This is a genomic window from Streptomyces sp. P5F9, assembly GCF_057961495.1.
Window position 1 is genome coordinate 1 of the sequence record NZ_JBXVPZ010000052.1, and the last position, 18,845, is coordinate 18,845.

Below are 18,845 nucleotides of genomic sequence, written 5' to 3' on the forward strand. Positions count from 1 at the left end.
GCGCGGGAGCTGCTGGGGGAGGAGACCGAGGGGGAGGGCGCGGAGGACGAGGGCGAATCGTCTTCTACGACTCTATGAACCGGCTGCCGCGTCCATCGCCACCGTCACCATGGCCTCCACCTGCGCGATGATGTCCACCCGGTTCCGCACGAACTCCGGATCGGTGATCGTCCCGGTCGCCGGGTCCGTGTTCCCCGCCCCGAACCGCAGTACCGGCGTGTGGATATGCCCGCCCGGCAGCGAATCGTGCAGCCCGAGCCGGTCCCGTAGCAGCGTCGCCCGGTAGGCGATCTCGTTGGAGAGATAGTTGCCACCGCCCCCGGAACGGGCCGTGGACCCCGCGGTGGGCCCGTCCGGCCGTACGACGGGATCGGTCGCGCCCGCCGGAATCTCGGTCACCTCAGTGTGGTCGTACACGGGGAACCGCCCGGTGTCGGCGGCCACAATCGCCTGGTACGGCAGGGTCGTCGACGTCCACTGGGGCTGCGAGGCCGGGTCGGCGACAGGCACGGTCCCGGTCTTCGACACGTTGTCGTTGTCCGGATACCCGCCCCGCCAGGCCCCGTTGGTCCGCTCGACGTCGAAGCGGCCCACCCGTCCCTGACTCACGGTCGTGAACAGATCCACCTTCGGCAGATACGGCCGCAACGCCCGCTCCACGGTCCCGTCCGCGAAGTCGGCCCACCGCACGGGGAACATGGCCGTCTCGATCCGCGCCGGCCCGTCCGCGGTCCGGATCACCGTGCCGTCGAGAGCGAGCGCGGTGGCCCCGGACGGATTGGAGATCCGGATGTCCGCGTCGAGCGTGAACGGGTCGAACCCGGTGACGAGAATCCGCTTGATCCCCTTCTCCCGGGGATACCGGATGCTGCTCTGCCCCCGCGAGGTCGCTTCCAACTGCCCCAGCAGAGCGGCCCGTTGCCCCTCCGAAATCCCGAACCCGGGCTCCCACTCCCGCACTTCCCGAGTCATCCCCAACCGGGCCCAGTACAACGGCCGGTCATCATCCCGACTCAGATCCCCACCGGCGGGCCCCCGCCCCTGAGCCCGGTCAACGGCCCGCTGCCACAGCGCGGTTCCCTCGCGTACGACGATGCGCCGGGCCTGCGCGTAGCTGTGCGCGCCTTCGAGTGCGTGGGTGAACTCCGGGGCCACGGTGTCGAATCCGGAGTGCTCAAGGATCTCCTGGGGGACTTCCTTGTCGAGCCGCTGCTCCTCGACGGTGGGGGACAGGGCGGTGTCGGCTGCCGCCCCGGTACTGGGGGCGGAGAAACCGGCCAGCAGGGCCAGTCCGAGGATGCTGGTCCGAACTCGTATGACGTTCAAGGTGGTTGAGGCCTTCCGTTCGCAGTGGGGTGCGGTGCGGTGCCGGACGGCCGCAGTATCGCGTGACGGGAGTGGTCTACGCCACGGGTGTGCCGGACGCCCCGATCCGCCTCGCCTCCTCCTCCAGCACCGGCACCAACGCCACTCGGCGACGACGTGGGCGATACTGCCGCCCATGACGACAGCGAAGGCAGCGAAGACCGCGGACACGGCCAAGGTGGTGAACCTCGGCGTCCTCTTCGCCATCGAGGTCGGCGCCCTCGTCGCCGTCGGCTACTGGGGGTTCACGCGGGATGTCGCCACGCCACTGACCTGGCTGCTCGGTGTCGGCGGGCCCGTCGTGCTGGCCGTGTTGTGGGGGTTGTGCGGGTCACCCAAGGCCAAGTACAAGGTGCGGGGCGCCGGCCGGGTCGGGTTCGAGGTGGTGTGGTTCGGGGCCGGAGTTGCCGCGCTGGTCCTCGCCGGGGCTTATGACTGGGCCCTCGTCTTCGCCCTCGTGTGCGTGGTGAGCAAGACGCTGGCCGTCATCTGGCGGCAGTAGCGCGGGAGTTGACCGAGCGGAAGCCGGCAGACCCTCCTACGCCTCCTTGCCCTCCTGCGCCCCCTCGCCCCTCTGCGCCTCCTCGCCCAGCAGCGCCAGGAAGTCCCTGAACGCCCCCGGCATGTCCACTGACTCCGGATCCAGCAGCCACTGGTACTGCAATCCGTCCATCACCGCCACCAGCAGCGGAGCCGCCCGCTCGGGCGTCAGGCCGTTCGGCAGGCGGTCGCCGTACTCGGCGCGCAGGACCCCCGCCATGTTTGCCCGCACCCGGACGTACCGCTCGCTGAAGTAGTCCCGCGCCGGATGCCCCTCCGTGACGCTCTCGCCGAGCAGCGCGGAGAAGGTCTGGATGATGCCGGGCCGCATCGCGTTGTACTCGACCAGGGAGGCCAGCAGGTCGACGCGCCACCGGCTGTCCGGTACGGCGTCCCACTGGTCCCGTTCCTCCAGGACGGCGACGAGCAGCGCGTCCTTCGTGGGGAAGTAGTGCAGCAGCCCCTGCTGGGTCAGGCCGACGCGCTCCGCCACCGCCGCCAGGCTCGCGCCCCGGTAGCCGCGCTCGGCGATCACCTCCAGGGCCGCCCGCACGATCTCGGCGCGTCGTTCCTCGCGCCGGGTCCTGGAGTTCGTGGCGTTCATGGCGTCACCGTACGACACCCGGCGACCGTTCACATAACAGCAAGGTTACGAAACCTACCGCTCTACAGGCAACGGATGCACGATGGAGGCACGGCACCACACGGACTCAGCGAGGAGGCACCGGGATGGCGGGACCCCGTAAGGCAGTTGAAGCGGTCGGAGCAGTCGAGGCAGTCGTCGAGGCGGCCCTCGGCAAGCTCGACCTGGATGCCAAGGCGCGGCTGCTCGCCGGGCAGGACATGTGGTCGCTGCCCGCGCTCCCGGAGATCGGCCTGACGTCCCTGGTCATGTCCGACGGCCCGATCGGCGTCCGCGGTGTGCGCTGGACCGCCGACGACCCCTCCGTCGCGCTGCCGTCCCCCACCGCTCTCGCCGCCACCTGGGACCCCGAACTCGCCCACCGCGCGGGCGTGTTGCTCGCCCAGGAGGCCCGCCGCAAGGGTGTGCACGTCCTGCTCGCCCCGACCGTCAACCTCCACCGCTCCCCGCTCGGCGGCCGGCACTTCGAGGCGTACAGCGAGGACCCGTACCTCACCGGACGGATCGGCGCCGGGTACGTCGAGGGAGTCCAGTCCGGCGGCGTCGGCACCACCGTCAAGCACTTCGTCGCCAACGACGCCGAGACCGACCGCTTCACCGTGAACAACCTGATCTCCCAACGCACCCTGCGTGAGCTGTACTTGGCCCCCTTCGAGCTCATCGTCGAGAACGCCCACCCGTGGGGCATCATGACCGCCTACAACACGGTCAACGGCACGACGATGACCGAGCACCGCTACCTGGTGAACGAGATCCTGCGCGGCGAATGGGGCTTCGACGGCTTCAACGTCTCCGACTGGACCGCCGCCCGCTCCACCGCCGGCACCATCGAGGGCGGCCTCGACGTCGCGATGCCCGGCCCGAAGACCGTCTACGGCGAGGCTCTCGCCCGGGCCGTGCGCGACGGCGAGGTCGAGGAGGCCGCCGTCGACACCGCCGTACGGAACGTGCTGCGGCTCGCCGCCCGCGTCGGCATCCTGGACGGCGCCGAACCCGTCGTCCCCGAAGCCCAACTCCCGTCCCCCGTAGACGGCGAGGCACTCGCCCGCGAGATCGCCCGCCGCTCCTTCGTCCTCGTCCGGAACGAGAACGACGCCCTCCCGCTGAAGCCGAACGGCACCGTCGCGCTCCTCGGCGCCGCCGCCCGCGACGCCCGCGTCCTCGGCGGCGGCTCCGCCATCGTCTTCCCGCCCCACGTCGTCTCCCCGCTGGACGGCCTCACCGCCGCCCTCCCCGAAGGCACCCTCACCTACGCCGTCGGCGCCGACCCGAACACCGAACTCGCCGACGCCGACAAGGGGTTCGAGCTGCGCGCCATCTGCCGGGACGCGGCGGGCCACGTCATCGGCACCGCCTCCGCGCCCAGCGGACAGCTCCGGTGGATGGGCGCCGACCTCCCCGAGGGCGTCACCCACGACACCCTCCACACCGTCGAACTCGCCGGCACCTTCACCCCGCGCGACACCGGGCAGCACACCTTCGGCATCAAGGGCCTCGGCGCCTTCACCCTCACCGTCGACGGCACGACGTACTACGACGACGTCCAACGCCCGCTCAAGGACGACCCGTTCAGCTCCTTCTTCGGCGCCCCCGAACCCCGCGCCCGCGTCGACCTCACCGCCGGCACGCCGGTCGAGGTGTCCCTGACCTACGTCGTGAGCTTCTCCGAGAACCGCGACCTCAAGGTCATCGGCTTCACACTCGTCCACCAGGAACCGCAGCGCGACCCGGACGAACTCATCGCCGAGGCCGTCGAGTTGGCCCGCGCCGCCGACACCGCCGTCGTCGTGGTCGCCACCACCGAACGCGTCGAGTCGGAGGGCTACGACCGGACGGATCTCCAACTCCCCGGCCACCAGGACGACTTGGTGCACGCCGTCGCCGCCGCCAACCCGAACACCGTCGTGATCGTCAACTCCGGCTCCCCGGTCGAACTGCCCTGGCGGGACGAGGTCGCCGCCGTACTGCTCGGCTGGTTCCCCGGCCAGGAGGGCGGCGCCGCCCTCGCCGACGTCCTTACCGGCACCCATGAACCCGGCGGCCGGCTCCCCACCACCTGGGGCTCCCTCGCCGACGCCCCGGTCACCCAGGTCGTCCCGGAGAACGGCGAACTCCCGTACGCCGAGGGCGTGTTCATCGGCTACCGCGCCTGGGAGAAGCAGGGCCGCACCCCGTCGTACCCCTTCGGGCACGGCCTCGGCTACACGGACTGGAGCTATGAATCGATCGAGGCGGAGGGCACGAGGGTGACCGTCCGGATCACCAACTCCGGTACCCGGCACGGCCGTGAGGTCGTCCAGGTCTATCTCGCCCCCGCCGGAACCAACACCGACACCGACGCCGACCCGGAGCGTCCCGCCCGCTGGCTGGCCGGATTCGCCGGGGTCGAGGCCGGGCCCGGCGAGAGTGCCGACGTCGTCGTCGAACTTCCGCGCCGATCTTTCGAGATCTGGGATGAGACGGCGAACGCGTGGGCATTTGTAAAGGGTTCGTACGAGATCCAGGCCGGGCGCTCGATCACCGACCGCAGGGTCGCGACGACGATTAACGTCTGACCCGGGACACCGTCCTCCTCAGACAGCCCCGGTCCGGGACCTGACCCCTGGACCGGGGCTCATTCTTGCCCGGGCACCCGACTCAGCGGGCCGCGAAACCGTATACCGTCTCCGAGCGGTAGGTGTCGCCCGGGCGCAGTTCCGTGCTCGGGAACTCGGGGCGGTTCGGGGAGTCCGGGAAGTGCTGGGTCTCCAGGGCGATCCCGGCGCCCGGGGCGTACGGGTCGGCGAGGTGGTCACCGGTGTAGAGCTGGATGCCGGGCTCGGTCGTCGCCACCGTCAACACCCGCCCGGACGCCGGGTCGTGCAGCTCGGCGATCTCGACCGGCACCGGGGTCAGGCCCTTGTCGAGCACGAAGTTGTGGTCGTAGCCGGTACCGACCTTCCGAGACTCACGGAAGTCGAAGCGCGTGCCCGCCACGTCGTCGAGCGCACCGGTCGGGATCAGATCGGCGTCGACCGGCGTGAACCGCGAGGCGGCGAGCCGGAGTTCATGACCGCCCGCGCCGCCCGTGCTGCCTGCGCCGCTCAGGTCGAAGTAGCTGTGGTTCGTGAGGTTCACGACGGTCGGCGCGTCCGTCGTCGCCTCGTACCCGAACCGCAGTGCGCCCGACTCGTCCAGCGTGTACGTCGCCGTGACGTCGAGGCGCCCCGGGAAGCCCTCCTCGCCGTGCGCGCTGACCCGGCTGAGCCGCAGCCCGTGCTCGATGGGCTCGACGTCCCACACCCGCTTGTCGAAGCCGCGCTCGCCGCCGTGCAGGGAGTTGGGCGCGTTGTTCCGCGCCAGCGAGTACGTGACACCCTCCAGCGGGAAACGGCCGCCCGCGATCCGGTTCGCGTACCGCCCCACCAGAGAACCGAGATACGGCTCGGGATGAGCGAGATACCCGTCCAGATCCGCGAACCCGAGCACCACGTCCGCCGCGTGCCCGTCCCGGTCCGGCACCTCCACCGACTGCACGATCCCGCCGTACGACAGCACCCGCACCCGCACACCGGCCCGCTCCAGCGTCCAGCGGTGCACGGGAGTGCCGTCGGGAAGGGTGCCGAAAAGTTCGCTCATGAGGGAAACCCTAGGTCACGGGTGTACGCGCGGTGACGTGACGGTAGGCGATCTCGGCGAGCCGCGCCTGGCCGTCCGTGCTCGGGTGGAACCAGTCCCAGTGGCTCAACTGGTCGGTGCCGAAGCGGTAGTCGTAGACCGCGCCCCCGTCGAACCGGCACCGCTCGTCCGTCGCGCACACCTGCTCAAGCACCTTGTTGTACGCCTCCACCCGGTCCAGCACGGTGTCGCGCCGCTCGGTCGCCGCCGAGTCCAGGGCGTCCGCGTCGGCCAGCATCGAGGGGCAGATGCCCAGCTTCCAGACCTCCTTGCCCAGCGGGTTCGTCCGCCCCTGCGACCAGAGCCGCTTGAGATTCGGCACGCTCGCGACGTAGACCTGCGTCTTCGGCAGCGCCCGGCGCAGCGTCCTCAGCGAGGTCTCGAAGTCGGCGCGGAAGTCCGCGACGGAGGTCATGGCCGAGGTAGAAGCCGCGCAGGCGTCATTGGCCCCCACCATCACCGTGACCAACTGCGGCTTGCGGGCCGCCGCCTGACCGATCTGCGCGGGCAGGTCGGCCATCCGCGCCCCGGTCTCCGCGTAGTTCCAGCTGCGCGTGGCCGCGCCCGCCTTCCCCAGCAGCCGTACGGCGAGACTGTCGACCGAGGCCGAGCTGCCCGTCGCCCAGGACACCTCAGGACAGTCCGACAGGACCGAACAGGCGTCGAAACCGCGGGTGATGGAGTCACCGACCGCCGCGACCGAGGACGGGCTGCTGTCCCACAGCGGGGCGGGGGAGGGCTTCGCCTTGGCCGCCGTACCACTCTTGCTGTGCGCGCCGGCGGAGCCACCTCCGCCGGAGTCGCAGCCGGCGGCTCCCAGGACGGTCGCCGCCACGACGGCGAGCACGGCCCGTGAACGGTGACGTCGGTTTCGCATGCCCTGGCCCAGCCCCTTGATGTCGTGTAGCGATCCCCTCTCATGACAACGCGCGAGGGTTCCCGAATGCGCGCGATGCAACGGCACACCCCCGTACAAGCGTCCCCATGGGTGAATGGCGGCGTTTCCTGGCACCGGGAGGGACGGTACGTCACACTCCGCGCGCCGCCGCACGGTAGCCTCGCCCTCAACGTGGCTGCCCTGCCGCCGCCGTTCGCCAGCCAGCAAGATGCCCCGCTCTGTCCGGAGGTCCCGGTGACGACACGTGGAGTTCTGTACGTGCACTCCGCGCCGCGCGCGCTGTGCCCGCACGTCGAGTGGGCCGTCGCCGGGGTGCTCGGCACACGCGTCAGCCTCGACTGGATCCGACAGCCCGCCGCCCCCGGAACCTGGCGCTCCGAATTCTCCTGGCAGGCCGAGGCGGGCACGGCCTCCAAACTCGCCTCCGCCCTCCGCGGCTGGCACCTCCTCCGCTTCGAGGTAACCGCCGAGCCCAACCCCACCGCCGAGGGCGAGCGCTACAGCTGCACCCCCGAACTGGGCATCTTCCACGCCGTAACCGGCATCCACGGCGACATCCTCATCCCGGAGGACCGCCTACGCGCAGCCCTGACGAGATCTCAGCAGGGCGAAACAGACCTGGAAGCAGAGATCGCCAAGCTCCTGGGCAAGCCCTGGGACGACGAACTGGAGCCCTTCAGATACGCAGGCGAGGGCGCCCCGGTCCGCTGGCTACACCAGGTGGTCTGAAAATCGCCGGTCAGGGGCGCTGCTTTTAGGGGCGCGGGGCTGTATCTATATGCGGCTCCGCCGCGCGGGCGCGACCAGCCCCCACCGGCCGTAAGCCGACAAACGACATGTGGCCCGCTCCCCAAAACCCAGGGGGCGGGCCACACACCGTTCAGCAAAGACCTCAGACCGTCCGGAACGCCAACACCACGTTGTGCCCACCAAACCCGAACGAGTCGTTCAGAGCAGCGATCCGCCCCTCAACAGGAAGCTTCCGAGCCTCCCCACGAACAACATCCGCGTTGGCCTCAGCCTCAGGGTCGAGGTTCTCGACATTGATGGTCGGCGGCGCGATCCGGTTGTACAGCGCGAGCACGGTGGCGACCGACTCGACACCCCCCGCACCACCCAGCAGATGCCCGGTCATCGACTTCGTGGCCGAGACAGCCATGTGGTCCGCGTCGTCACCGAACACCTTGCGCAACGCCTTGAGTTCGGCCACGTCACCCGCCGGCGTCGACGTCGCGTGCGCGTTCACGTGCACGATCTCCGCCGCGGCGAGGTCGGTGTTGTCCATCAGGTTCTGCAGGGCGTGGGAGATCCCACGCCCCTCCGGCTCCGGCTGCACGATGTCGTGGCCGTCGGCGGAGATGCCCTGCCCGACCGCCTCGGCGTACACCCGGGCACCGCGCTTCGCCGCGTGCTCGGCGGACTCCAGGACGAGAACGCCCGCGCCCTCGCCGAGGACGAAGCCGTCGCGGCCGGTGTCGTAGGGACGCGAGGCGCCCTGCGGGTCGTCGTTGTTCTTGGACATCGCCATCATGTTGCCGAACGCGGCGATGGGCAGCGGGTGGATCGCCGCCTCCGTGCCACCCGCGACGACGACGTCGGCGCGGCCGGTGCGGATCATCTCGATGGCGTAGCCGATGGCCTCGGCGCCGGAGGCGCACGCGGAGACCGGCGTGTGCACGCCCGCGCGGGCGCCCACGAGCAGACCCACGTTGGCGGACGGGCCGTTCGGCATCAGCATGGGGACGGTGTGCGGGGAGACGCGGCGGACGCCCTTCTCCTTCAGCACGTCGTACTGGTCGAGCAGGGTCGTCACACCGCCGATGCCGGAGGCGATGACGGTGCCCAGACGGTCGGGGTCGACCGCCGGGTCCTCGCCGGCCTTGTCGGTGAAACCGGCGTCGGCCCAGGCCTCCTTGGCCGCGATCAGCGCGAACTGCGCCGAGCGGTCCAGGCGGCGGGCCTGCGGGCGCGGGATGACCTCAGAGGGGTCGACAGCGGCCGGCGCGGCGATACGGACGGCCTGCTCGGCGGCCCACTCCTGCTCCAGGGGCTTCACACCGGACTTGCCGGCGATCATGCCTTCCCAGGTCGAGGCTGCGTCGCCACCCAGCGGTGTGGTTGCGCCGATACCGGTGACGACCACGGTGCGATTGGTCGGGCTCACGGGAATTCTTTCTCCAACGGTACGAGGATTAAGCGGCGCCACCGCCGGGTGGCGGGGCCATGCAGCCGGGCCTATGGGGCGGCTCGGACCTGCTGGTCCGGGCCTAAGAGGTGGCTCAGGCCTGGTGCTTGAGGATGTAATCGGTCGCGTCGCCGACCGTCTTGAGGTTCTTGACGTCCTCGTCGGGGATCTTGACGTCGAAGCGCTCTTCGGCGGCGACGACGACCTCGACCATGGACAGCGAGTCGACGTCCAGGTCGTCGGTGAAGGACTTGTCCAGCTGGACGTCCTCAACCGGGATGCCGGCGATCTCGTTCACGATGTCGGCGAGACCGGCGACGATCTCTTCCTGAGTGGCGGCCATGTCAGGCGCTCCTTCTTTGTGATCCAGAGGGTGTGGCGGTGCCCGCCGCGGCAGCGGCAGGTGAGTACAGCCGTACCGGATCCGATGATGATCCGGCACGGAGTGCCTAGGGGAGGGTAACGACCGTCGCGGCGTACACGAGACCCGCCCCGAAGCCGATGACGAGCGCGGTGTCGCCGCTCTTGGCCTCGCCGGTCGCCAGAAGCCGCTCCATAGCGAGCGGAATCGAGGCGGCCGAGGTGTTGCCGGTGGTGCGTACGTCACGCGCGACCGTGACGTGCTCCGGCAGTTTCAGCGTCTTCACCATCGAGTCGATGATCCGCTCGTTGGCCTGGTGGGGAATGAAGACATCCAGTTCGTCCGGGGTGATCCCGGCCGCGTCCAGCGCCTGCTGGGCGACCTTCGCCATCTCGAACACGGCCCAGCGGAACACCGCCTGGCCCTCCTGCGTGATCGCAGGGAACTTGCCCGTGCTGTCGTACTCGGTCCACGGCACGGTCTGCTTGATGGTGTCGGACTTGTCGCCCTCCGAACCCCACACGGTCGGACCGATCATCGGCTCCTTGGCGGGGCCGACCACGACCGCGCCCGCGCCGTCACCGAACAGGAAGGCCGTCGCGCGGTCCTCCAGGTCGGTCAGGTCGGACAGCCGCTCCACGCCGATGACGAGCACGTACTCCGCGCTGCCCTCGACGACCATGCCCTTGGCGAGGGTCAGGCCGTAGCCGAAGCCCGCGCAGCCCGCCGAGATGTCGAACGCGGCGGCCTTGTTCGTGCCCAGCTTGTCGGCGATCTCCGTCGCCACGGCCGGGGTCTGCTTGAAGTGCGAGACCGTGGACACGATCACGCCGCCGATCTGCTCGGCGGTGATCCCCGCGTCCGCGATCGCCTTGCCTGACGCCTCGATGGACATCGCGGCGACGGTCTCCTCGTCGTTCGCCCAGTGCCGCGTCTCGATGCCCGAACGGGAGCGGATCCACTCGTCGGACGAGTCGATCGTCTCCAGGATCACCTCGTTCGGGACGACACGGACCGGACGGTAACCGCCCACGCCGAGGATGCGCGCGTACGGTGCGCCCTTGCTCGGCTTGATCTTCGACATGTTCGTACGGCTCCTTCTTCAGGCGTTGGCGCCCGCTGCGTCAGCAGCAGAACTGGCCGCAGTGGCGATGAACTCGCGGGCCGCGTCGAGGTCGTCCGGGGTCTTCAGGGCCAGCGTCTTCACGCCGGGCAGGGCGCGCTTGGCGAGGCCGGTCAGGGTGCCGCCGGGGCACACCTCCAGGAGCGCGGTGACGCCGAGCTCCTTGAAGGTCTCCATGCACAGGTCCCAGCGGACCGGGTTGGCGACCTGGCCGACCAGCCGCTCCAGCACCTCGGCACCGGTGGCGACGGCCTTGCCGTCCTTGTTCGAGACGTACGTGATCGTCGGGTCGCCGGGCGTCAGTTCCTGCGCGGCCTTGGCGAGCGTGTCGACCGCCGGGCCCATGTGCCGCGTGTGGAACGCGCCGGCCACCTTGAGCGCCACGACCCGTCGCACGCCCTCGGGCTTGTCGGCCTCCAGGGCGGCGAGCTGCTCCAGCGTGCCGGCGGCCACGATCTGGCCCGCGCCGTTCACGTTCGCCGGGGTCAGGCCCAGCTTCTCCAGGTGCGCGACCGTGGTGTCCGGGTCGCCGCCGAGCAGCGCGGACATCCCGGTCGGGGTGATCGCGGCGGCCTCGGCCATCGCCAGACCACGCTTGCGTACGAGGGCCAGGGCGGCCGTGTCGTCCAGGACACCCGCGAGGACGGCGGCGGTGATCTCGCCGACGCTGTGACCGGCGACAGCACCCGGCGACACGGCACCGAGAGCGGCCGCGGAGACCAGTCCGGCGGCGACGAGCAGCGGCTGGGCGACGGCGGTGTCACGGATCTCGTCCGCGTCGGCGTCCGTGCCGTAGTGCACCAGGTCGAGGCCGGCGGCGGCCGAGAGGGCACGCAGACGGTCCTCGACACCGGGGAGGTCGAGCCAGGGAGTCAGGAAGCCGGGCGTCTGGGCGCCCTGGCCGGGAGCGACGAGTACGAGCACTCTCACACTCTCTCTTGGGGACGGGCACGGCCGCCCGTGGGGACAGGGACGAAGAACGGGAAGGGGTTTTGTGGGGCCCCGACAAAAGGCTAGTTCTGGGGATCTCCATCGGCCAGACGTCCCAGGATCAGCGCGATCCGCAGCGTGAACGCCGACCGTACATCCGACGGCGACCAGCCGGTGACGTCAGTCACACGTCGAAGCCGGTAGCGCACGGTGTTGGGATGGACGAACAGCATCCGCGCGGCACCTTCGAGGCTACTCGCCTGCTCCAGATAGACACTGAGCGTCTCCAGGAGCGCGGACCCGGCCTCCTCCAGCGGTCTGTAGATCTCCTCCACCAACTGGTCCCGGGCGCCGGGGTCACCGGCCATCGCGCGTTCCGGAAGCAGATCGTCCGCCAGTACCGGGCGCGGGGCGTCCTGCCAGGCGGAGCACGCCTTGAGCCCGGCGGCGGCGGCCTGCGCGGACCGGGTGGCGGCGAGCAGATCGGGCACGATGGGCCCGGCCACGACGGGTCCGGCCGCATAAGGCCCGATCAGCGACTTGGCGACGGCGAGCGGATTGTCGCTCCCGCCGGCGATGACGACGAGCCGGTCCCCGAGCACTCCGGTGAGCACCTGGAGCTTGGCGTGCCGCGCGGCCCGCCGAATCGCCTCGACGGTCAGCTCACTGTCGCCGTCGGGCGCGGTACCGAGGACGACACACACATGCTCGGGCGAGTTCCACCCCAGCGCGGCGGCCCTGCTGACCGCCCCCTCATCCGCTTCCCCGCTCAGCACGGCGTTCACGACGAGGGACTCCAGCCGGGCGTCCCACGCGCCGCGTGCCTCGGCGGCCTGCGCGTACACCTGGGCGGTGGCGAAGGCGATCTCCCGGGCGTACACGAGGAGCGCCTCGCGCAGCACGGACTCGTCGCCGGGCGCGGCCACTTCGTCGATCGCGGACTCCATGACCTCGATGGTCGTCCGCACCATCTCGACGGTCTGGCGGAGAGTGATGGCGCGGGTCAGTTCGCGGGGCGCGGTGCCGAACACGTCGGTGGAGATGGCCTGCGGCGCGTCCGGATGCCGGAACCACTCGGTGAACGCGGCGATACCGGCCTGAGCGACCAGCCCGATCCAGGAACGGTTCTCCGGTGGCATCGCCCGGTACCACGGCAGCGTCTCGTCCATGCGCGCGATGGCCTGGGCGGCGAGACTCCCGGACGACTGCTCCAGCCGCTTCAGAGTCGCCGGGTGCGAGTGGGCACGGGGCACGGGGCCTGCGGGTCTGCTGGTTTCGGGTTCGGGCACGGGACAAGACTGCCTTATCCGGACGGCGGTATGCGGTGCCGGGTCTCGACCGAGGGCTACCGTGGTCCCCGTGATGGACGTACGGCGCTCCGCCGAGCGCTACCCAGGGGGTGACCCGCAGGCCGGGATCCAGTCATGGCATGCCTTCTCCTTCGGGCCGCACTACGACCCGGACAACCTCCGGTTCGGCGCGATCATCGCCTGCAACGAGGAACGGCTCGCGCCCGGCGCCGGGTTCGACGAACACCCGCACAGCCACACGGAGATCATCACCTGGGTCGTGGAGGGGGAGCTGAGCCACCGCGACTCCACGGGACAGCTGACCCATGTCCGCCCCGGCGACGTCCAGCGCCTCAGCTCGGCGGCCGGCGTCCGGCACGTCGAGCGCAACGACAGCGACTCGCCCCTGACCTTCGTGCAGATGTGGCTGGCCCCCCTGGAGCCCGGCGGCGAACCGTCGTACGGGATCGTCCACGGCATCGCCGACTCCACGCCCTACGCGGTGCCGGAGGCCGGCGCGATGCTGCACGTGCGACGGCTCACGCCGGGTGAGCGTACGGCCGTACCGGACGCGGTGCATGTGTACGTGCATGTGGTGCGCGGTGAAGTGAGCCTGGGCGGGGAGAAGTTGGGGCCGGGGGATGCGGCGCGGATCACGGACGCGCGGGATCTCGCGGTGGAGGCGGCCACCGGGGCCGAGCTGCTGATGTGGGAGATGACCTAGCGCCCGGAGACCCAACGCCCGTCAGTGCCCGGAGAGTTCGGCCAGTACCGCGTCCGTGAACGGCGGCCACGCCTCCACCGCCCACGCCCCGAACGCCCGGTCCGCCAGTGCCACGCAGCCCACGCCCGCCGCCGGGTCGATCCACAGGAACGTGCCGGACTGCCCGAAGTGGCCGAACGTGCGCGGGGACGACGAACTCCCCGTCCAGTGCGGGGACTTGGAGTCGCGGATCTCGAAGCCGAGGCCCCAGTCGTTGGGGTTCTGGTGGCCGTAGCCGGGGAGGACGCCCTTGGTGCCGGGGTACTGGACCGTCATCGCCTCGGCGACCGTGCGGGGGTCGAGGAGGCGGGGGGACTGGACCTCGGCGGCGAACCGCAGGAGATCCTCGACCGTCGAAACGCCGTCCTTCGCCGGGGAGCCGGCGCCTTCCAGCGTCGTCGACGTCATGCCCAGGGGGGCGAGGACCGCCTGGTGCAGATACTCCGCGAACGGGATCTCCGTCGCCTTCGCGAGGTGGTCGCCGAGCTGCTCGAAGCCCGCGTTCGAGTACAGGCGGCGCTGTCCGGGCGGGGCCGTCACGCGGTGTTCGTCGAAGGCCAGCCCCGAGGTGTGGGCGAGGAGATGGCGGACCGTGGAGCCGGGCGGTCCCGCCGGTTCGTCCAGCTCGATCGCGCCCTCCTCGTACGCGACGAGGGCGGCGTACGCCGCGAGCGGCTTGGTGACCGAGGCCAGCGGGAAGCGGTGGCCGGCCGGGTCGTGGGTCCCGAGGACGGTCCCGTCGGCTCGTACGACACCTGCCGCGGCGGTCGGTACCGGCCAGTTCTCGATCAGCGCGAGGCTCTGCAACGACATGCCGTCGAGCCTAAGTGGTTCAGAGCATCAGCCCCATCATGGGGTCGGGCTTGCGGGTGAAGCCGAGGGAGGCGTAGAGCGGCTCGGCGTCGGGGGAGGCGGTGAGGAGGACCTGGCCGGCGCCGCGCTCGCGGAACCACTGGAGCAGCTCCTCCATGCAGGCGCGCGCGTACCCCCGGCGCCGCGCGTCCGGGTCGGTGGCCACACTGAAGACGAACCCGGCCTTCCCGTGCGGGTTCCCCGCCTTCCCGATCCGGTAGTCGACCGTCCCCACCACGAGCGCCGCCAGCGCCCCCGGCCGCTCCGGGTGGTCGACGACGAAGGCCCCGAAGTCCTCGTCCGAGGCGAGCCGCTCCCGCAGCGTCGGCAGGGACTCCGCGTGCCAGTCCGTACCGGGGTCCGAATTCGGCAGCGCGTCGATCATCACCTGGCGCAGTCGCAGCAGTTCGGCGGCATCGTCGGGGGCTGCCCGTCGTACGAGACTCATGTCCCGCACGCTATCCACCGCACCCTCGACCCGTCCTGCCGATTTCTTACCGGTTCCGCTTGCTTCGAGTGCACTCCAAGGTCATAGCGTGGTGGCCATGACGGTGATGGAGACCACGGGTACCAGTACCGACAGCTGCGCGGGCCCGCCGCAGGGCGAGCGGCGTCCGGACGGCGCGGACAACTACACGATCAGCGAGGTCGTCGCCTTCACCGGCCTGACGGCACACACCCTCCGCTGGTACGAGCGCATCGGGCTGATGCCGCACATCGACCGCTCGCACACCGGCCAGCGCCGCTACAGCAACCGCGACCTCGACTGGCTCGACCTCGTCGGCAAGCTCCGCCTGACCGGCATGCCGGTCGCCGACATGGTCCGCTACGCCGAGCTGGTGCGCGAGGGCGAGCACACCTACGGCGACCGCTTCGAACTCCTGGAGGCGACCCGACGGGACGTCCTGGCCAGGATCGCGGAGCTGCACGACACCCTCGCCGTACTCGACCGGAAGATCGCCTTCTACGGCGAGGCCGGCCACGCATACGAGAAGGAGAAAGCCGGATGACCGACAGCACGATCCCGACCGCACGACTCGGCGCGAACGGCCCCGAGGTCGGCGTCCAGGGGCTCGGCTGCATGGGCATGAACTCGTCCTACGGCCCCGCGGACGCGAGGCAGTCACTGGCCGCCCTGGACCGCGCGTTCGACCTGGGCGTGACCCTGTACGACACGGCGGACGCGTACGGCATGGGGGAGAACGAGCGGTTCCTGTCGCCGTTCTTCAAGGCGCACCGCGACCAGGTCGTCATCGCCACCAAGTTCGCCCTGTCGATCCCGCCCGGCGAGCCCACCCGGCGCGTCATCCGCAACGACCGCCCGTACCTCCGCCAGGCGGTCGAGGCGAGCCTGAAGCGCCTCGACATCGACGTCATCGACCTCTACTACATGCACCGCCGCGACCCGGCCGTCCCCATCGAGGACACCGTCGGCGCGATGGCGGAACTGGTGGCCGAGGGCAAGGTGAAACACCTCGGCCTGAGCGAGGTCACCGGCGCGGAACTGCGGGCAGCCCACGCCGTCCACCGCATCGCCGCCGTGCAGTCGGAGTGGTCGCTCTTCAGCCGCGACGTCGAGATCAGCCTGGTCGGCGCCGCCGCGGACCTGGGCGTGGCGCTCGTACCGTACTCACCGCTCGGCCGGGGCTTCCTCGCCGGCTCCTTCTCGAACGCCGACCAGGACCTGACAGAGGGCGACTTCCGCCGCACGCAGCCCCGCTTCACCGGCGAGAACGCGGCCGCCAACGGCGCGCTCCTGGACCCGGTCCGGGCGGCGGCCGAGGCACACGGAGCCTCCCTGGGCCAGATCGCCCTCGCCTGGGTCCAACAACGCGCCCAGGTCCACGGCCTCCCCGTGATCCCCATCCCGGGCACGACCAAGCCGGGCCGGGTGGAGGAGAACACGGCAGCGACAGCGATTGTCCTGACGGACGAGGAACTGACTTTGCTGGAGCCGATCGCCGACAAGGTGGCAGGCGACCGCTACGCGGACATGTCGTTCGCATCATCAAGCAGGGAGTAGAAACCCCCTTCACTGGAGCGCTCCTTTAGGGGCGCGGGGAACTGCGCGACCAGCCCCCACCGGCCCGCGGTCAAAGTTCTGCCAGCAGCTCGGCCTTCTTCACGACGAACTCCTCATCCGTCACCAACCCCGCCTGATGCAGCTCCGCCAGATGCCGAATCCGCTCGGCGACATCCGCAGGATCACGCCGAGCGGCCGGAATCACAGCAGCAGGACGCCCAGACCGCACCGCCGCAAGCACCGCCGCCGCGAACGGCAGAGACTCATGCACAGGCCCATACCCCAGCCCGAACACCACAGCCGCCGGATCCTGATCAACAGGCAGAAGCGACTCGGCCCCGCGCAACAGCCGTAGATGCCCCTCAAAAACCTCGGGCGACCGCCACTCGACACCGTTCAGGTCGGAGACCGCGAAGCTCTGGTCGCCGGCCTTCCACTTCGCGGACGACGCCCCCGTCCAGAACCACCGGAACGACACGGTCTTCCCGTCGAAGGACGCCTTCCCGTCGTACGCCTTGAACCGCAACGGCACCTCGGGCGCGGCCACGAGAAACCGCTCGGCAGGCCCGTCGTCCGGCTTCAGCCGCGCACGCAGCTCGTCGGCGTAGTACTCGGCGAGCGTCTCGCGCTCGGCGGGCAGCACCAGCCGATAGGGATCGCAGCTCTCCTTCAGCTGACCCGCGGCCGCCTCCATCAGCGGGTCGGCGCCGGAACGGGGTTCCGCGTGGAGCACGACCGTGCCGCGCCGGCCGGGGGTGAGCGTCACCGCCTGGATCGCCTCGAAGGGGATCCGGCGTTCACCGAGCGCCTGAAATAGCTTGGGTGTTCGAATTCCACGTTCGTAACGGATGACCACGGAGTCGGACTCGAACTCCCAGGCGGCATGAAATCCGGCCAGTACGTCACCCATGCGGCTCATCGTAGGCGGCACACGCTCCTCCGTCCCATCCCCGCGCAGACCGCACTTCCTGCTGTTTCTACGCGCGTCCGGCGGCCGAGGTGCCGGACAAACCCTCTCGGCAGGTGTCACCTTGGTGCGCGCACGTCACCGAGCGGTACGCGCCAACCCCGATGTCGGCGAAGTTGGCGAGGCTGTCGGTGCCGGGCGCGAAGTACCCCGTGTGGCCCTCCGCGTCCTTCGCGGCCAGCACGCGCGCGCCGAACGCGTTCGACACCGGGTCCTCGCCGTGCCCGAGGCCGCCGACCTCCATGTACGGCACGTCCTGGATCCAGTCGTCGGCGTCCCGCATCGCCCACACCCGCGCGAGCGTGTGCAGATGGGAGGCCTTCGAGGTCCGCATGCCGGGGCTGCCGGCCACCGCGATGTCGGTCACCCGGGCCGGCAGCTCGTGCGCGGCGACACCGCACACCACCGAGCCGTAGCTGTGGCAGAACAGGGCGACCTGCGAGGTCCCGGGCAGCGCCCGCACCAGCGCGTTCAGCCGTACGGCGCCGGCCTCGGCGCGTCCCGCGGTGGCCGAGTCGATGCCGAGGCCGCCGGGGGAGGTGTAGTCGGCCCAGGCGATGACCGCCGTCCGCGTGCCGGTCGTGTCGGTCGCGGACTTCGCCGAGTTCTCGGCGGCGTACAGGTTCTGGGCCATGCCGACCGGCGCCGAGTAGTTCTTGCTCGTCTTCTGGAACGTGAGCAGGTCGGTGTCGACGCCGGGCACGATGACCGAGACGCGCTGCGCGGTGTCCAGGTCGCCGAAGACCTCGGCGATCCGGCCCGAACCCTCGGGGTCGAAGGCCAGGATGTGGCGGCCCTCGGCCGTCAGCGCCTCGAAGCGGTGCATGAGGCGGCCCGCCTCCTGCTGCCCGAGGGGCGTGAGGCGGTTGTCGTGCATGCGCTTCTTCTCGACCTTGCGCTGCTGGTCGAGGGCGACGCGGTTGGCGCGGTAGCGCAGCGAGACCGGGGCGCCGTTCATGTTGCCGACCGCGAGCGGGTAGCGGTGCGCGAGACGCGTCCGCTGCTGCGCGGTGAGCGAGGCGAAGAACCTGGCCAGCCGGGTCGGGGAGGCGTCCGGGTCGGGCAGCTCGCGCCCGTTCATATGGCCGTGCTCCCACGCGGAGAGGGAGGCCTGGAGCGCCGTTTTCCCGGGGTGGCTGCGGACCGCGGTCCAGCCGGTGGTCGCCAGCATCACGAACACCACGGCCAGCGCGGCCAGTGCGCGCCAGGCGTTCAGCGTGGGGGAGGAGTCGAAGGAAGTCACTGGGAG

General features: G+C 70.6%; 19 protein-coding genes. 6 read left to right on the forward strand and 13 right to left on the reverse strand.

What is annotated here, in order from left to right; genetic code table 11:
- Positions 1-72 precede the first annotated feature (72 nt).
- Complete coding sequence (locus AC31A1_RS12020; protein WP_489653264.1) at positions 73-1,326, reverse strand: pyroglutamyl-peptidase I; 1,254 nt, start codon at positions 1,324-1,326, stop codon at positions 73-75.
- 175 nt (positions 1,327-1,501) lie between these two features.
- On the opposite strand from AC31A1_RS12020, the gene AC31A1_RS12025 reads away from it, so the two are divergent.
- Complete coding sequence (locus AC31A1_RS12025; protein WP_489653265.1) at positions 1,502-1,867, forward strand: YrdB family protein; 366 nt, start codon at positions 1,502-1,504, stop codon at positions 1,865-1,867.
- A 36-nt stretch (positions 1,868-1,903) separates the two neighbouring features.
- Here the strand turns inward: AC31A1_RS12025 and AC31A1_RS12030 are convergent, their stop codons facing one another.
- Positions 1,904-2,527 (reverse strand): TetR/AcrR family transcriptional regulator, encoded by a 624-nt coding sequence (locus tag AC31A1_RS12030; RefSeq protein ID WP_489653266.1) that lies wholly within the window; start codon positions 2,525-2,527, stop codon positions 1,904-1,906.
- 107 nt (positions 2,528-2,634) lie between these two features.
- Between AC31A1_RS12030 and AC31A1_RS12035 the strand changes: the two genes are divergently transcribed.
- The gene (locus tag AC31A1_RS12035; protein WP_489653267.1) at positions 2,635-5,103 is read left to right on the forward strand and encodes a beta-glucosidase family protein; all 2,469 of its coding nucleotides are present in this window, start codon (positions 2,635-2,637) and stop codon (positions 5,101-5,103) included.
- A gap of 82 nt (positions 5,104-5,185) precedes the next feature.
- Here AC31A1_RS12035 and AC31A1_RS12040 read toward each other — a convergent pair whose 3' ends face one another.
- Together AC31A1_RS12040 and AC31A1_RS12045 are read right to left on the reverse strand one after the other, a co-directional pair.
- Positions 5,186-6,166, reverse strand: a complete 981-nt coding sequence (locus AC31A1_RS12040; RefSeq protein WP_489653268.1) for an aldose epimerase family protein — start codon at positions 6,164-6,166, stop codon at positions 5,186-5,188.
- Positions 6,167-6,176: 10 nt separating this feature from the next.
- Positions 6,177-7,082, reverse strand: a complete 906-nt coding sequence (locus AC31A1_RS12045) for an SGNH/GDSL hydrolase family protein (RefSeq protein ID WP_489653269.1) — start codon at positions 7,080-7,082, stop codon at positions 6,177-6,179.
- A gap of 255 nt (positions 7,083-7,337) precedes the next feature.
- Between AC31A1_RS12045 and AC31A1_RS12050 the strand changes: the two genes are divergently transcribed.
- Entirely contained in the window at positions 7,338-7,832 is a 495-nt protein-coding gene (locus tag AC31A1_RS12050) for a DUF3145 domain-containing protein (RefSeq protein ID WP_393757157.1), read from the forward strand.
- A gap of 163 nt (positions 7,833-7,995) precedes the next feature.
- On the opposite strand, the gene AC31A1_RS12055 is transcribed toward AC31A1_RS12050, so the two are convergent.
- The 5 genes from AC31A1_RS12055 to fasR form a co-directional block, all read right to left on the reverse strand.
- Positions 7,996-9,267 carry a beta-ketoacyl-[acyl-carrier-protein] synthase family protein gene (locus AC31A1_RS12055; RefSeq protein ID WP_489653270.1) on the reverse strand — a complete coding sequence of 424 codons (1,272 nt, stop codon included), beginning with the start codon at positions 9,265-9,267 and terminating at the stop codon, positions 7,996-7,998.
- A 115-nt stretch (positions 9,268-9,382) separates the two neighbouring features.
- On the reverse strand, positions 9,383-9,631 hold the full coding sequence (locus tag AC31A1_RS12060) for an acyl carrier protein (RefSeq protein WP_015660680.1): 249 nt from the start codon (positions 9,629-9,631) through the stop codon (positions 9,383-9,385).
- Between the two features lie 106 nt (positions 9,632-9,737).
- On the reverse strand, positions 9,738-10,733 hold the full coding sequence (locus AC31A1_RS12065; protein WP_328683582.1) for a ketoacyl-ACP synthase III: 996 nt from the start codon (positions 10,731-10,733) through the stop codon (positions 9,738-9,740).
- Between the two features lie 18 nt (positions 10,734-10,751).
- Positions 10,752-11,696: an ACP S-malonyltransferase gene (locus tag AC31A1_RS12070; RefSeq protein WP_489653271.1), complete on the reverse strand. Its 945-nt coding sequence runs from the start codon at positions 11,694-11,696 to the stop codon at positions 10,752-10,754.
- Positions 11,697-11,785: 89 nt separating this feature from the next.
- Positions 11,786-12,991 (reverse strand): fatty acid biosynthesis transcriptional regulator FasR, encoded by a 1,206-nt coding sequence (gene fasR, locus AC31A1_RS12075; RefSeq protein ID WP_328683584.1) that lies wholly within the window; start codon positions 12,989-12,991, stop codon positions 11,786-11,788.
- Between the two features lie 73 nt (positions 12,992-13,064).
- Between fasR and AC31A1_RS12080 the strand changes: the two genes are divergently transcribed.
- Positions 13,065-13,715, forward strand: coding sequence for a pirin family protein (locus AC31A1_RS12080; protein ID WP_489653288.1), 651 nt, complete (start codon positions 13,065-13,067; stop codon positions 13,713-13,715).
- Between the two features lie 21 nt (positions 13,716-13,736).
- Here the strand turns inward: AC31A1_RS12080 and AC31A1_RS12085 are convergent, their stop codons facing one another.
- Together AC31A1_RS12085 and AC31A1_RS12090 are read right to left on the reverse strand one after the other, a co-directional pair.
- Positions 13,737-14,567, reverse strand: a complete 831-nt coding sequence (locus tag AC31A1_RS12085; protein WP_489653272.1) for a serine hydrolase domain-containing protein — start codon at positions 14,565-14,567, stop codon at positions 13,737-13,739.
- A gap of 19 nt (positions 14,568-14,586) precedes the next feature.
- Positions 14,587-15,054, reverse strand: a complete 468-nt coding sequence (locus AC31A1_RS12090) for a GNAT family N-acetyltransferase (protein ID WP_489653273.1) — start codon at positions 15,052-15,054, stop codon at positions 14,587-14,589.
- 97 nt (positions 15,055-15,151) lie between these two features.
- On the opposite strand from AC31A1_RS12090, the gene AC31A1_RS12095 reads away from it, so the two are divergent.
- Both AC31A1_RS12095 and AC31A1_RS12100 read left to right on the forward strand, forming a co-directional pair.
- Entirely contained in the window at positions 15,152-15,616 is a 465-nt protein-coding gene (locus AC31A1_RS12095; RefSeq protein ID WP_489653274.1) for a MerR family transcriptional regulator, read from the forward strand.
- Positions 15,613-16,629: an aldo/keto reductase gene (locus AC31A1_RS12100; RefSeq protein ID WP_489653275.1), complete on the forward strand. Its 1,017-nt coding sequence runs from the start codon at positions 15,613-15,615 to the stop codon at positions 16,627-16,629. The genes AC31A1_RS12095 and AC31A1_RS12100 overlap by 4 nt, the downstream gene beginning before the upstream one ends.
- A 70-nt stretch (positions 16,630-16,699) precedes the next feature.
- Here the strand turns inward: AC31A1_RS12100 and AC31A1_RS12105 are convergent, their stop codons facing one another.
- Together AC31A1_RS12105 and AC31A1_RS12110 are read right to left on the reverse strand one after the other, a co-directional pair.
- Positions 16,700-17,548, reverse strand: a complete 849-nt coding sequence (locus AC31A1_RS12105; protein ID WP_489653289.1) for a DUF4429 domain-containing protein — start codon at positions 17,546-17,548, stop codon at positions 16,700-16,702.
- Between the two features lie 58 nt (positions 17,549-17,606).
- A complete protein-coding gene (locus tag AC31A1_RS12110) occupies positions 17,607-18,839 on the reverse strand; it encodes an alpha/beta hydrolase (RefSeq protein ID WP_489653276.1) in 1,233 nt (410 codons plus the stop codon).
- Between the last annotated feature and the right edge of the window lie 6 nt (positions 18,840-18,845).